This window comes from Streptomyces albus subsp. albus (assembly GCF_000725885.1).
In the GTDB taxonomy this organism is placed as follows: domain Bacteria; phylum Actinomycetota; class Actinomycetes; order Streptomycetales; family Streptomycetaceae; genus Streptomyces; species Streptomyces albus.
In genome coordinates this window covers 189,450-203,924 of record NZ_JODR01000017.1, presented here as the reverse complement: position 1 = coordinate 203,924, position 14,475 = coordinate 189,450, and the positions used below count along the sequence as shown (strand labels likewise).

At 75.0% G+C, this 14,475-nt stretch carries 8 protein-coding genes; 6 read left to right on the top strand and 2 right to left on the bottom strand.

Going from position 1 to position 14,475, the window contains the following annotated elements:
• Window positions 1-58 precede the first annotated feature (58 nt).
• The 6 genes from IO40_RS0120795 (at window position 59) to IO40_RS0120770 (ending at window position 9,426) form a co-directional block, all read left to right on the top strand.
• Window positions 59-1,207 carry a DegT/DnrJ/EryC1/StrS family aminotransferase gene (locus IO40_RS0120795; RefSeq protein WP_041969100.1) on the top strand — a complete coding sequence of 383 codons (1,149 nt, stop codon included), beginning with the start codon at window positions 59-61 and terminating at the stop codon, window positions 1,205-1,207.
• Complete coding sequence (locus tag IO40_RS33840) at window positions 1,204-2,487, top strand: Gfo/Idh/MocA family protein (RefSeq protein ID WP_016469282.1); 1,284 nt, start codon at window positions 1,204-1,206, stop codon at window positions 2,485-2,487. Before IO40_RS0120795 ends, IO40_RS33840 begins: the two co-directional genes overlap by 4 nt.
• Window positions 2,484-5,264, top strand: a complete 2,781-nt coding sequence (locus IO40_RS0120785) for a glycosyltransferase (protein ID WP_078659782.1) — start codon at window positions 2,484-2,486, stop codon at window positions 5,262-5,264. Before IO40_RS33840 ends, IO40_RS0120785 begins: the two co-directional genes overlap by 4 nt.
• 187 nt (window positions 5,265-5,451) lie before the next feature.
• On the top strand, window positions 5,452-7,200 hold the full coding sequence (locus IO40_RS36050) for a glycosyltransferase family 4 protein (protein ID WP_016469280.1): 1,749 nt from the start codon (window positions 5,452-5,454) through the stop codon (window positions 7,198-7,200).
• A complete protein-coding gene (locus IO40_RS0120775) occupies window positions 7,085-8,350 on the top strand; it encodes a nucleotide sugar dehydrogenase (protein WP_234029797.1) in 1,266 nt (421 codons plus the stop codon). The genes IO40_RS36050 and IO40_RS0120775 overlap by 116 nt, the downstream gene beginning before the upstream one ends.
• The gene (locus IO40_RS0120770; protein ID WP_031175899.1) at window positions 8,347-9,426 is read left to right on the top strand and encodes a glycosyltransferase family 2 protein; all 1,080 of its coding nucleotides are present in this window, start codon (window positions 8,347-8,349) and stop codon (window positions 9,424-9,426) included. Before IO40_RS0120775 ends, IO40_RS0120770 begins: the two co-directional genes overlap by 4 nt.
• Before the next feature lie 188 nt (window positions 9,427-9,614).
• Here IO40_RS0120770 and IO40_RS0120765 read toward each other — a convergent pair whose 3' ends face one another.
• Entirely contained in the window at window positions 9,615-11,882 is a 2,268-nt protein-coding gene (locus IO40_RS0120765; protein ID WP_078659781.1) for a bifunctional glycosyltransferase/CDP-glycerol:glycerophosphate glycerophosphotransferase, read from the bottom strand.
• Window positions 11,777-14,185, bottom strand: a complete 2,409-nt coding sequence (locus IO40_RS0120760; RefSeq protein WP_033229783.1) for a bifunctional glycosyltransferase/CDP-glycerol:glycerophosphate glycerophosphotransferase — start codon at window positions 14,183-14,185, stop codon at window positions 11,777-11,779. The genes IO40_RS0120765 and IO40_RS0120760 overlap by 106 nt, the downstream gene beginning before the upstream one ends.
• Between the last annotated feature and the right edge of the window lie 290 nt (window positions 14,186-14,475).

Here is a 14,475-nt window from a genome sequence, read left to right as displayed (position 1 = left end):
GACGACACTGCCGGGGACCCGGAGGGGCACATCCGCCATGCAAGGGCTGCGAAGAGACATGAACGGGCCGCAGGGCGCCGGCGCGTCCGCGGCGCCGGCCGCCACGAGGGCGATCCCGGCCGCCAAACCGGTGATCGGGGACGACGAGGTGGCCGCCGCCGTGCGGGTGCTGCGCGACGGCCGGGTCGTGCAAGGACCCGAAGTGGCGGCCTTCGAGCAGGAGTTCGCCGCCCTGGTCGAGGGCCGCCCCTGCGTGGCCGTCAACTCGGGCACCTCCGCGCTGCACCTGGCGCTGCTCGCGCTCGGGATCGGGCCCGGTGACGAGGTGGTCGTCCCCTCCTTCTCGTTCGCGGCGACCGCCAACGCCGTACGGCTGGCCGGCGCCGAGCCCGTCTTCGCGGAGATCGACCCGGACACCTACTGCCTCGACCCGGACGCCGCCGCCGACGCCGTCGGGCCGCGCACCGCCGCACTGATGCCCGTGCACCTGTACGGGCACCCCGCGCCCATGGGCCGGCTCACCCAGCTCGCCCAACGGCACGGGCTGGCCCTCGTCGAGGACGCCTGCCAGGCGCACGCGGCGGCCCTGCACGGCCGGCCCGTGGGCACCTTCGGCGACGCGGCGTGCTTCAGCTTCTACCCCACCAAGAACATGCACGCCCTGGAGGGCGGCATGGTCGTCGTCCCCGGCGAGGACCGCGCCCGCACCCTGCGGCTGCTGCGCAACCAGGGCATGGAGCAGCGCTACGAGAACGAGATCGTCGGCGCCAACATGCGGATGACGGACGTGGCCGCCGCCATCGGCCGCGTCCAGCTCGAACGGCTCGCCGACTGGACGGAACGGCGCCGCGCCAACGCCAAGGTGCTCGACGCGGGACTGGCCGGCCCCCTGCTGACCCCCCACGTCGCCGACGGCGCCCGGCACGTCTACCACCAGTACACGGTGCGGGTGCCCGGCGGCGCCGCCGCCCGCGACGCGGTGCGCCGGCACCTGGAGGCCGAGGGCGTCGGCTGCGCCGTCTACTACCCGACCCCCATCCACCGGCTGAAGCCCTACGCGCACCTGGGAGCCGAACTCCCGGTCACCGACCGGGCCGCGGCCGAGGTGCTCTCCTTGCCCGTGCACCCCTCGCTCACCCCGGGCGACCTGGACCAGATCGTGGCGGCCGTCACCAGGGCGGCCGGCAAGGCGGGAGTGACCCGATGACGGCGACGAGAGCCAGAACGGCGACCACGGCACCGACCGCCAACGCCCCCAGGACGGCCGACGCACCGGGACCCGCGGAGCGCGGCCCCGCACCCGCACCGGCGGGCGAGGTCTCCCGGGGCGGGCCGCGACCGCTGCGGGCCGGACTCATCGGGCTGGGCGCGATGGGCCGCAACCACGCGCGCATCCTCGCCTCGCTCGACGGTGTGGAGTTCGTCGGCGCCGTCGATCCGGCCGGCGACCCGCACGGCAGCCTGCACGTCCGCACCGGCGTGCCGGTGCTGCGGGACGTCGCCGACCTGCTGGCGCTGGGTGTCGACTATGCCGTCGTCGCCTGCCCCACCGCACTGCACGAGGAGATCGGCCTGCGGCTGGCCGCGCACGACGTGTGCGCGCTCATCGAGAAGCCGCTGGCCCACTCGGCGCGGGCCGCGCGGCGGCTGGTGGCCGCGTTCGAGGAGCGGGGCCTGGTCGCGGGGGTCGGGCATGTGGAGCGGTTCAACCCGGCGCTCCAGCAGCTGCGTTCCCGGCTGGAGGCGGGGGAGCTGGGCGAGGTCTTCCAGGTCGTCACCCGCCGGCAGGGGCCGTTCCCGCACCGGATCGCCGACGTCGGCGTGGTCAAGGACCTGGCCACCCACGACATCGACCTCACCAGCTGGATCACCGGGCAGGCGTACGCGTCCTTGTCCGCGCGCACCGTCTCCAAGAGCGGCCGGCCCCACGAGGACATGGTGGCGGTCGTCGGCACGCTGACCGACGGCACCATGGTCAGCCATCTGGTGAACTGGCTCAGCCCGCTCAAGGAGCGTTTCACCGCCGTCACCGGGGAGCGCGGCTGTTTCGTCGCGGACACCCTCACCGCCGACCTGACCTTCCACGCCAACGGTGCCCAGGCCACCGAGTGGGAGGCCCTGCGGGCCTTCCGCGGTGTGGCCGAGGGCGACACCGTCCGCTACGCCTTCCCCAAGCGGGAACCGCTGCTCGTCGAGCACGAGCGGTTCCGCGACGCCGTCCGCGCGGGCGGTGCCCCGGACGGCGACGGCGGCATCGTCACCGCCCGCGAGGGCCTGCGCACGGTCGAGGTCTCCGCGGCCGTGCTGGACGCGGCGCGTACGACGGCCGGGGCGCGCCCCGCGCCCGACCCGGCGGCGCCGGTGACGGTGCCCGCCACCGTGCTGCCCACCGGCTCCGCTCCGGCACCCGCCCACCGCGCCGGGGCGGACACCGGACCGGCGGCGGCCACCGCCACCGGCACGGGCGTGGCGGAGGCCACGGCATGAGGCCGCCGGGTGCGGCCGGGCGGTACCCGGCCGGCCGCGGGAGCGCACAGGCCCCCGAGGCGGCCGAGGCACGGCTCGGCGACGGGGCGGCCGACGGCACCCCCGCCAAGGACGGCCGCCCGGCGGACGGGGAGCGGCGCCGTCCGGGCCGGCCCAGACTGGCCGTCGTCGTCGGCAACGGCATCACCGGTGACTCGCGGGTCCAGAAGACCGCCATCGCCGCCGCCCGGGCCGGCTGGGACGTGACCCTGGTGGGCCGCAGCTCTTCCAAACGGCGCGAGGAGTCGGTGCTGGGCCCGGTCCGGGTCGTCAAGGTGCCGGTGGCCGCGCACATGCGCGCCGTCGTGGCGGCCGAGCGGCGCCGCCCCCATCTGCGCAGCAGGATCACCCAGTTCGGGCTGCCCGACGACGCGGCCTGGGTACGGGCCCGCGCGGCGCACGCGGCGTGGGTGCGCGAACAGTCGGCCCGCGCCGGCTGGCTGACCGGCGAGGGCACCGGGCCGCGCGCCGCACTGGCCCGGGAGGCGCTCAAGGGCTGGGTCCGGGTGCGCCGCTACGCGCACAAGGGGCGGGGCCGCCTCTACCAGTGGGAGCGCCGCGCGGCGTCCGGCGCGGCCCGGCCCACCGGGGACTGGCGCCGCGACTGGCCCGAACTCGTCGATCTCGACCTGGCGTTCGGGCCGGTGATCGAGGAGCTGGAACCCGATGTCATCCACGCCAACGACATCACCATGATCGCCGTGGGGGCGCGCTGTGCGGCCCGGCTCCGCGCCCGCGGGCTGCGCACCCGCTGGCTGTACGACGCGCACGAGTACGTCCGCGGCGTCGAGTGGCCCGACGCGGTACGGGCCGCCGCGTTCCCCGGCGTGGAGGAGGAGTACATCGGTCGGGCGGACGCGGTGGTCACCGTCTCCGGCGAACTCGCGGGCATCCTCCAGGAGGCCTACCGGCTGCCCGACACCCCGCTGGTCGTCGCCAACGCGCCCGTCCGCGAAGCCGTCAGCGCCCGCGCCGGTGAGGGCGTGTCGGTACGCGACGCGTGCGGGCTCAGCCAGGACGTGCCGCTGCTCGTCTACGCCGGGTGGATCGGCCCCGAACGCGGACTGGACACCGCCGTCGAGGGCCTGGCCGAACTGCCGCACGCCCACCTGGCGCTGGTCGCCGCCGCCAAACCGAACGCGACCCTCCAGCGGCTGCTGTTCCGCGCCGAGCAACTCGGGGTACGCGAACGGGTGCACGTGGTGCCCTACGTGCCGCAGGAGCAGGTGCCCGACTACCTCTCCTCCGCCGACCTGGGCCTGATCTGCTTCCGCCACGTGCCCAACTGCGAGATCTCGCTGCCCACCAAGGCCGCCGAGTACCTGCACGCGGGGCTGCCGCTGATCACCAGCGGGGTGCGGACCCTGCGCGGCTTCGTCGAACGCACCGGCGTGGGCGAGGTGTTCGTCACCGAGGACGTACCCTCCTTCGTCGCCGCCGTCCAGCGCGGACTGGCCGCACGCGCCCGGCTGGCCGGACGGATCACCGAGGAACTGCTGCACGAGCTGTCCTGGGAGCAGCAGTCCGCCGGGCTGCTGCGCCTGTACGAACGGCTGGCAGGACCCGAGTCCGCGGCCCGGCTGGCACCCCGCACGGTGTGCTGGTCCGTCTCCGAGCAGCCCGGCCTCGGCCCCTCCGGCACGCCGCGTCCCGCCGGGACCGCCCCGCCCGGCGGGCTGCCGGCCGGCTGGCGGGCGCTGGGCAGCACCCCGGTACGGCTCGGCATGGGCTGCGCCAACTCCGCGGGGCAACTGGCCGGGTTCGCCCGCGCCCTGTGCGAACGGCGCCAGGACCTGTCGGCCGAAGTGCTGATGCAGACCCACGACCAGAGCGTCATCTACCCCGCCGACATCTACGCCATCGGGGAGCGCACCGGCGATCTGGGCTTCCAGCTGGAGCGGGCCCGCCGCGTGCTCGGCTCCTACACCCACTATCTGGCCGACTCCTTCACCCCCGCGCTCGGCAGGCTCAACGGCGGCCACATCTCCGACGACCTGCCCTCCCTGTCGGCCGCCGGCATCAAGGTGGCGCTGCTGGCGCACGGCAGCGACGTGCGCGACCCCGAGCGGCACATGAGCCGCTACGAGAACTCCCTCTTCCACGCCGCCGACGAGCGCATCCTCCAGGTGCTGGCCAAGAAGAGCGCCCGCAACCGGCGGATGGCCGCCCAGAGCGGACTTCCGCAGTTCGTCACCACCCCCGACCTGCTGGAGGAGCTGCCCGGGGCCCGCTGGGCGCCGCTCGTGGTGGACGTGGACGGCTGGGCGAGCGAACGGCCCGCCATGGAACGCGCCCGCCCCGTGGTGGTGCACGCCCCCTCCAAACGCTGGACGAAGGGCACCGAGCAGGTGGTGCCGGTGCTGGAGGAGCTGGACCGGCGCGGCCTGATCGAGTTCCGCATGGTGACCGGCGTGCCGTGGCTCCAGGTGCAGGAGCTGGTCAAGGACGCCGACATCGTCGTGGACCAGTTCGCCGTCGGCACCTACGGCACGTTCGCCTGCGAGGGCATGGCCGCCGGCCGGCCCGTCATCGCGTTCCTGGACGAGCGGCTGCACGAGTCCGTCGGTGTCCGGCCGCCCATCGTCAACGCCACGCCCAACACCCTGCGCAGCGCGCTGGAGTCCCTGCTGGACGACCGCGACGGGGCCCGCCGCACGGCGCGGGAGTCGGTCGAGTACGTACGCACCTACCACGACGGCGGCTACACCGCCGATGTGCTGGACGGCTTCCTGCGCTAGCCCCGGGCCACCACCGCCCGGCCCCGGGAGCGCCCGGCGGACCCCCGGAAAGCAGACCCCGGAAAGCAGACCCCCGAAAAGCAGACCCCCCGAAAAGCAGACCCCCGAAAACAGGCCCTCGAAAGACCCCTCGGAAACCCGACCTCTCGGCGAACACGACACCTCGGTACGACGGAAAGGGACACCCGTGGAGCTCGGCAGCGGCACAGCGGAGGCGCCCACCGCGGGGCGGCGCGGACGCGTCGTCATGCTGGTGTGCAACGGGGTCACCGGCGACTCCCGGGTGCAGAAGACCGCACGCTCGGCCGCCGCGGCCGGATGGGACGTCGTCCTGCTGGGACGCTCCCCCGACGGGCGGCCCGCGACCTGGCGGATCGGCGGCGCGCAGGTGCGGTTGCTGCCCGTCCCCACCCCGCTGGCCGACCCGCCGCGCCGCACCCGCCGCCCGTTCCTCGCCCTCCGACCCGGCACCGCGGCCTACCGCCTCCAGCGTGCCAAGGCCCGCCGCGACGAGCTGCGCACCCGCCGTGCCGCCCTCCTCGCGGGACACCCGCGAGGAGGGCCCGCGGCACCGCCCCGCGACCGGGTGCGCGACCGGGCGCGGCTGGCCCTGCCCCGTGCCGCCGCCCGGTTCGCCGTGCACTGGGCGGGCCTGCGCAAACGCCACCTCGACCACGCGCTGCGGCGCCGCACCGCCGGAACCCTCGCCGACTGGGTGGCCGTCGCCCTCTGGCAGCGGCTGCTGGGAGACAGGTGCTGGCGCAGACTGTGGCCCGGCCTCTACGACTTCGAACTGGCCTACGGCCGGGTCGTGGACGCGCTCGCCCCCGACCTCATCCACGCCCACGACTTCCGGATGCTGGGCGTCGGCGCCCGCGCGAAGATCCGCGCGGCGGCCGAGGGGCGCACCGTACGGCTGGTGTGGGACGCCCACGAGTACCTGCCCGGCGTCCGCCCCTGGGAGAACGACCCCCGCTGGCTGCCCGCGCACCTCGCCCACGAACGGGAGTACGTGCCGTACGCGGACGCCGCCGTCACCGTCTCCGACACCCTCGCCGCCCTGCTGCGCCGCACCCACGGCCTGGCCGCCGACCCGGCCGTCGTCCTCAACGCGCCCGAGGCACACACCACCGGATCCGGGGCGCGCATCGAGGGGCCGGGACTGCGCGCCCGCTGCGGCATCGACGCGGCCACCCCGCTCGTCGTCTACAGCGGCGCCGCCGCACCGCAGCGCGGACTGGCCACCATGGTCGAGGCGCTGCCGGGGCTGCCCGGCGTGCACACCGCGCTCGTGGTGCCCAAGCCCGCCGCCCGGTACCCGGCAGAACTGCGGGCGCGGGCCGCCGAACTGGGCGTCGCCGACCGGCTGCACATCCTGCCGTACGTGCCCTACGACCAGGTGGTTCCCTTCCTGGCCGAGGCGGACGCCGGGGCGATCCCGCTGCACCACTGGCCCAACCACGAGATCGCGCTGATCACCAAGTTCTTCGAGTACGCGCACGCCGGGCTGCCGCTGGTGGTCAGCGACGTGGAGACGATGGCCGCCACCACGCTGGAGACCGGCCTGGGGGAGGTCTTCCGCGCCCAGGACACCGACGACTACGTGCGCGCGGTCCGCACCGTGCTGGCCGACCCGCACCGCTACCGCGCGGCCCCGGGGCGTCCCGGGCTCCTGCGGCGGTGGACGTGGGAGGCGCAGGCCCGCACCCTCGACCGGATCTACACCCGGCTGCTGGACGCAGCCCCTCACCACGCGCCGCAGGAGCGGCACGACCCAGAAGGAGACGGCAATGCGGATCTGTGTGGTGGCGCTCGGGAAGATCGGACTGCCGCTGGCCGTCCAGTTCGCGGCCAAGGGACACCAGGTGACGGGCGCCGACACCGACCCGCGCGTGGTGGCCGAGGTGAACGCCGCGACGACGCCGTTCCCCGGTGAGGAGCAGCTCGCCGAGCGGCTGGCCGAAGTCGTGTCCGCGGGCAGGCTGACGGCCACCACGGACACCACCGAGGCCGTGGCCGGGGCCGAGGCGGTGGTGGTGGTCGTCCCGCTGTTCGTCGACGACCGCGGCACCCCCGACTTCCGGGCCATGGACGCGGCCACCCGCGCCGTCGCCGCCGGACTGCGCCCCGGCGCCCTCGTCAGCTACGAGACGACGCTGCCCGTCGGCACCACCCGCGACCGCTTCGCACCGATGCTCCAGGAAGGCTCACGGCTGCTGCCCGAACGGGACTTCTCCCTCGTCTTCTCCCCCGAACGGGTCTTCACCGGACGGGTCTTCACCGACCTGCGCCGCTACCCGAAGCTGGTCGGCGGCATCGGGCCGGCCTCCGCCAAGGACGGGGTGCGCTTCTACGAGGCGGTGCTCGACTTCGACGCCCGATCGGACCTGCCCCGGCCCAACGGGGTGTGGGACCTGGGCACGGCCGAGGCCGCGGAGCTGGCCAAGCTGGCCGAGACCACCTACCGGGACGTCAACATCGCGCTGGCCAACCGCTTCGCCCGGTTCGCCGACCGCAGCGGCATCGACATCGAGGCCGTCATCGAGGCGTGCAACACCCAGCCATACAGCCATCTGCACCGGCCCGGCATCGCGGTCGGCGGCCACTGCATCCCCGTCTACCCGCGCATGTACCTGTGGAACGACCCGGGCGCCGAGCTGGTGCGCGCCGCCCGCGAGACCAACGAGGCCATGCCCGCGCACGTCGTCGACCTGCTCGCCGACGCCTACGGCGACCTCGACGGCGCCGAGGTGCTGGTGCTGGGCGCCGCCTACCGGGGCGGGGTGAAGGAGACCGCGTTCTCCGGGGTCTTCCCCACCGTGGAGGCGCTGCGGGCCCGGGGTGCCCGCCCCTACGTCACCGACCCGCTGTACGAGCCCGGCGAACTCGCCGACATGGGGCTGCGCCCGCACACCGGGCAGCCCGTCACCGCCGCCGTCGTCCAGGCCGACCACGACGCCTACCGCAGGCTGTGCGCCGACCAGCTGCCCACCGTCCGGGTCCTGGTGGACGGCCGGCGCATCACCGACCCGGCGCTGTGGGCGGGCGTGCGGCGGGTGGTGGTCGGCGACGGGGCCGGGCGGTGAACCCGGCGGGCGGACCCGGCGGCGGCGAGCCGGACGTCAGCGTCGTCGTCGCCGTCCACAACACCATGCCCTACCTCACCCGCTGTCTGACCTCGCTGGTCGAGCAGAGCATCGGGCAGCGGCGGATGGAGGCCGTCGTCGTGGACGACGGCTCCACCGACGGCAGCAGCCGGGAGATCGCCCGCTTCGCCCGCCGCCACCCCGGACTGTTCACCACCGTGCGGCAGGCCCACTCCGGCGGGCCCGCCGCGCCCAGCAACCGGGCGCTGGAGGCCGCCCGCGGACGGTACGTCTTCTTCCTCGGCGCCGACGACCACCTCGCGCCCCGGGCGCTGGAGCAGATGGTGACCATGGCCGACAACTGCCGCTCCGACGTGCTGCTGTGCAAGATGGTGCCCATCGGCGAACGGACCGTGCCCACCGGGGTGTTCTCCCGCACCGCGCCCCTCATCCGGCTCGTCGGCGACGGACTGCCCTGGGCGCTGTCCAACACCAAACTCTTCCGGCGCTCCCTCATCGAGGAGCACGGGCTGCGCTACGACGAGTCGATGCCCGCCTTCAGCGACCAGCCGTTCGTGCTGGAGGCGTGCGTGCGGGCGCAGCGGATCTCCGTCCTCGCGGACCAGCCGCACTACTTCGCCGTACGGCGGGCCGACGGCAGCAACATCACCTTCCGCACCGGCGCCGAGACCCGGCTGCGCTGCGTCGAGCGGCTCTTCGAGGCCACCTGCCGGTGCCTGCCGGCCGGGCCGGTGCGGGACGCCTTCCACCGGCGCCACTTCCACGTCGAGCTCTTCCAGCTGTTCGACGGCGCCTACCCGCGGCTGCCGGCGCCGGTGCGGCAGCGGGTCTGCAACGGTGCGGCCCGGCTCGTGGGGACGTACGGCGACGGCGTCGTCGAACGGCTCGACACCCGGCGGCGGCGCACCCTCGAACTCGCCCGGCGCGGCGACGACGCCGGGCTGTGCGCGGAGATCGCCGCCGATCCGCAGCGCACGGCCCGCCCCGCGCCGGCCACCAGACGCGCACGCCTGCTGCGCCGCTTCTCCTTCCCGGCGACCGCGGCCGACGCGTGAGACCGCACGCCCGGAGTACATGCGTGAACGCACGCCTGGGCCGCGAGCGTGAACCGCGCGTCTGAACCGTCTGCGTGAACCGCGCGTCCGGGCGCCCCCGGCACCCCGCGCCCGAGCGCACTCCCGCACCGCGCCCGGCCCGGGGCGTACGCCCTCGCGGCGCGCGCCCCGGGCCCCGCCCCGGTGCCTCAGCCGCCGTCCGTGGGCTGCCGCAGCGGTGTGCCGAGGGCGCGGTGCGGGTCCGGCAGCATGGCCGAGGCCCGCAGCAGGGGCGCGGTACGCCGGGGGACGGGAGGGAGAGCGGGCGTCTCACCGAGGAAGACGGCCCGTACGACGCGTTCGGCGGCGTGCCCGTCGTCCCAGGGGCAGAACCGTTCCCGGAAGGCGGCCCGCAGCGCGCGGGAGCGGTCGTCCCGCCAGGTGCCGTCGCAAAAGACGGCGACCAGCTCGTCCACGGTGCGGGTGACCGGTCCGGGTGTCTCGCCGGGGCGCCCGGACAGCAGGTCGAAATAGGTGCCGCGGGCGTCGCGGTAGCTGTCCCAGTCGGGCGCGTGGACGACCAGCGGCCGGTCCAGACAGGCGTAGTCGAACATCAGGGACGAGTAGTCGGTGATGAGCGCGTCCGCCGCCAGGCACAGATCCTCGGTGGAGGGGTGACGGGACACGTCCCGCACCAGCCCCCGCTCGTGCAGCTCCCGCAGCCACTCGTGGCGGCCGTAGAAGTAGTGGGTGCGCACCAGCACCACGTACTGGTCGCCGAGGCGGCTGCTGAACGCCTCCAGGTCCAGGTCGGGCAGGTAGCCCTCGCGGTAGTCGCGGGCCGTGGGCGCGTACAGCAGGACGGTGCGGCCCTCGGGTATGCCCAGCCGTTCGCGGATGCCCGCGATCTGCTCGGGCCCGGCGGTGGCGTACCGGTCGTTGCGCGGGTAGCCGGCGGGCAGGTCCCGGTAGCCGCAGGGGAAGGCCCGGTGCCAGACCTCGGCGGAGTGCGGGTTGGAGGTGACGCTGTAGTCCCAGCGGGAGGCGCGGCGCAGCAGCGCGTCGAAGTCCATCCGCGCGGCGGGGTAGGGCCGCTGGTCGAGGCCCATCGTCTTGAGCGGGGTGCCGTGGTGGGTCATCACGTGGACCTGTCCGCGCCGCTTCACCAGGTGGTCGGGGAAGTTGACGTTGTTGACGAAGTAGGTGCCGCGGGCGAGGACCTTCCAGTAGCGGCGGGTGCCGGGCAGCACGTGGTCGGTTCCGGGCGGCAGGGCGGCCACGGCCTCGGGCCGCACGATCCACACGCTCCTCACATGGGGGGCCAGCCTGCGGGCGGCGGCCTCGACGGCCTGCGGGTTGCAGGCGGGCGCGCGGTACCAGTACGCGGCGTAGACGGCCAGGTCCGGCTGGAGCGGCAGCCGCCGTTGCAGCGCGTAGTAGAGCCGGTTGCCGCCCGCGGACAGCCGCCGCCGGGCCGCCCGCACGCCGCGCCGGCCCAGGCCGCCGGCGCGGCGGACCGTCTCGCGGGCGGCGAACAGCGGGTAGTTGCCGCGCGCCAGCAGCGCCAGATCGCGGCCGGATCCGGGCGGCGGGGCGAAGCCGGGCGGCCGGTGCCTGCGGTAGTGCGCGGCAGCCTGCCGGAAGTAGGCCCGCCGGTCGGCGCGGCGGACACGTTCGGGCCGCCGCAGGCAGAAGACCAGATGCGCGGCCATCCGTTCGAACAGCAGGGGCCGGTGGCCGGCGAGTTCGGGCCGCCGGTCCAGGAACGCGAACAGCGAGTCGTACTGGGGGAAGATGTCGAAGTGCCGGCGCCCGGGGGAGCGGGTGATGGCCCCTTGGTGCCGCTGCCGGTAGTCGACGCAGATCCTCGGCAGGCAGCCGATGCTCCCGGCGCACACCATGGCCTCGTGCGAGAGGGGCGCGTCCTCGTAGAGACCGGGCCGGAAACCGAGCCCTTCACGCAGGTAGAAGGCGCGGCGGTACGCCTTGTTCCAGGCGACGTGGAAGAGGTGCAGCAACTCGGGCCGGTCGGCCACCGAACTGGTCTGGGTTCCGGTGGCGGCGAGGCGGGCCCCGTAGGAGCTGGGCTCGGTGCGGCCGTCCCACCAGGACCGCTGGTGGTCGAAGACGAGCAGGTCGGGCTCGCCGCAGGCGGTCAGCTGCCGGTGGACGGCGGCCAGGGCGCCGGGCAGATACCGGTCGTCGCTGTCGAGGAAGAGCAGGTAGTCGCCGCGGGCGTGCCGCACCCCCGCGTTGCGGGCCGGCCCCAGACCGCCGTTCTCCCGCAGGTGCAGGACCGTCAGGCGCGGATCGCGGGCCGCGTACTCGTCGAGGATGGCGCCGCTGTGGTCGGGGGAGCGGTCGTCGACGGCTATGACCTCCAGGTCGGTGAAGGACTGCCCGAGCACCGAGTCGAGGCACTCGCGCAGGTATCCCTGGACGTTGAACACCGGTATGACGACGCTGAAGCGGGGCATGACCACCAGTCCTTCGCTGCGAGGGGGGCAGGGGTGGCGGGGGAGGGCGGGGCGGGGGCGGCGCCCGGCGCGGGCGCGGGCCGCCGTTCGGCGAGCGGCACCACGGGCGGGTCCGCCGCGGGGACGGCCAGCCCGGTGCGCGGGGCGGCGGCGGGCGTCTCACCGAGGAAGACGGCCCGTACGACGCGTTCGGCGGCGTGCCCGTCGTCCCAGGGGCAGAACCGCTCCCGGAAGGCGGCACGCCGGCGTCGGGCCTCCTCGGTGGTGTGGGCGCCGGTGGCCAGCACGTGGAGGAGTTCGTCGTCGTCGCGGGTGACGGGGCCGGGCGCCGGCGCGGTGATGTCGAAGTAGGCGCCGCGGGCGTCCCGGTAGGCGTCCCAGTCGGGTGCGTGGACGACGAGGGGCCGGTCGAGTCCGGCGTAGTCGAACATCAGGGACGAGTAGTCGGTGACCAGCACGTCGGAGGCGAGGCACAGCTCCTCCACCGACGGGTGGTGCGTCACATCGACGACACCCGGCGGCAGACAGGGCGGCCGGTCCCCGTCGTGGAAGTAGTGGGCGCGGACCAGGACGACGAAGCCGGGGCCGAGCCCGGCCGCCAGCCGGGCCACGTCCAGCGGGGGCCGGCGCCCTGGCCGGTGGTCGCGGTGGGTGGGCGCGTACAGCACGGCGACGGCCCCTTCGGGGATGCCCAGCCGGGCGCGGGCGCGGGCCACGTCGGCGGCGGTCGCCGTCTGGAAGACGTCGGTGCGCGGATACCCGAACTCCAGCGTCGTGTACGACGACGGGTAGGCGCGCTCCCACACGAGGGTCGAGTGCGGGTTGGCGGAGAGGCTGTAGTCCCAGCGGTCGGCGTGCCGCAGCAGCCGGCCGAAGTCCATCCCGGCCGCGGCGGCCGGATACGGCGCCAGATCCAGGCCCATGTGCTTGAGCGGGGTGCCGTGGTGCGTCTGGAGAAGGATTTGGCCGGGGCGTTTGACGTACCGGTGGTGGAGGTTGACGTTGCTGACGAGGAAGCGGGCGCGGGCCAGCGCCGTCCAGTGGGCGGCCGAGCCGGGCCGCAGGTGCCGCACCCCGGGCGGCACGGTGTGCGCGTACCGCGGCTCGCACACCCACGCGGTGCGCACATGCGGCGCCAGCTCCCGGACCTTCGCCTCGATCGCGGCCGGATTGCAGGAGTAACCGCGGTTCCAGTACGCGGAGAAGACCGCCAGGTTCTCATCCAGCCGGCGGCGGCGCTGGAGGGCGTAGTGGGCCTGGAGCAGGGCGGCCCGCGCCCGGGGGCGCAGCACGCGCAGCCGGGCGGCGACGGCGGTACGGGCCCGGTCGGCCTGCCACAGCAGCCGGAACGTGCGGTGGGCGCCGCGCCGCACCAGCAGATGCCGCAGCCGGGTGCGGGCGCCCAGCGGCTGCCGGGCGCTGCCCGGTGCGGGCCGGTGCCGGCGGCAGTGTGCGCGGGCCTGCCGCAGGAACGCGGCGCGGTCGCCGCGCGGGAGCCTGCCGGGGCTGCTGTGGATGACGGCGAAGTGGTCGGTCATCCGCCGGTGCAGCGCGGGCCGCCAGCGGGCGAGGGCGGGGCGGTCTTCGAGGAACGCGAAGAGGCGGTCGTACTGTGCGAACACGTCGAAGTGGGCGCGGCTGGTGCTCGACAGGATGCTGCCGCCGCGCCGCTGCCGGTAGTGGACGCACACCCGGCCGAGGGTGGCGAGGGTGCGGGCGGTCAGCAGCACGGGGAACGTCCAGGGGGTGTCCTCGTACCAGCCCGGCGGGAAGGCGAACCCCTCGCGGGTCAGGAAGTCGCGGCGGTACGCCTTGGTCCAGGCGAAGGCCGGCAGGCGCAGCAGCTCGGGCCGGTCGGCGAGGGTGAAGACCTCGGGGTGCGCGCCGGGCGCCAGCACGTCGGGGTGGGCGGCGACGGGTTCCCGGTCCCAGTACCAGGGCGCGTGGTCGAACAGCAGCACGTCGGGCTCGCCGGTGGCCGCCAGCCGGTCGGCGACGGCGCGCAGGGCGCCGGGGACCATCACGTCGTCGCCGTCGAGGTAGAGCACGTAGTCGCCGCGGGCCCGCGCGGTGCCGGTGTTGCGGGCCGGGCCGAGACCGCCGTTCTGCGCCAGATGGATGACGGTCACGCGGGGGTCGGCGGCGGCGTAGGCGTCGAGGATCTGACCGCACGCGTCGGGGGAGCAGTCGTCGACGGCTATCAGCTCGAAGTCGCCGAAGCACTGGCCGAGCACGGAGTCGAGGCATTCGCGCAGATACGCCTGCACCTGGTGGACGGGGACGATCACACTGAATCGAGGCACGGCTGCTTCCCCGGGTGGACGTGACGACTGGGACGGCGGGGACGGCTGCTCCCGCGCAATGGACGGGAACACTCCGATTTATCCCACAGTCAGCGCGTCGTCACATCTCGAAGCGACCCCCGCACAGCCGCCACCCTGGTCAGGCTCTTGGGCCCTGTCGCTCTTCCGGACGGGCGGGGCCGCACGCGCATACGAGGTCGACAGACGCCCACCCCGGCGCGCGGGGGTGCTCCCACGGCCCTCCGCACGGACAGCCCGGCGAGGGAACGGTCCCCACATGGCCGGGGACC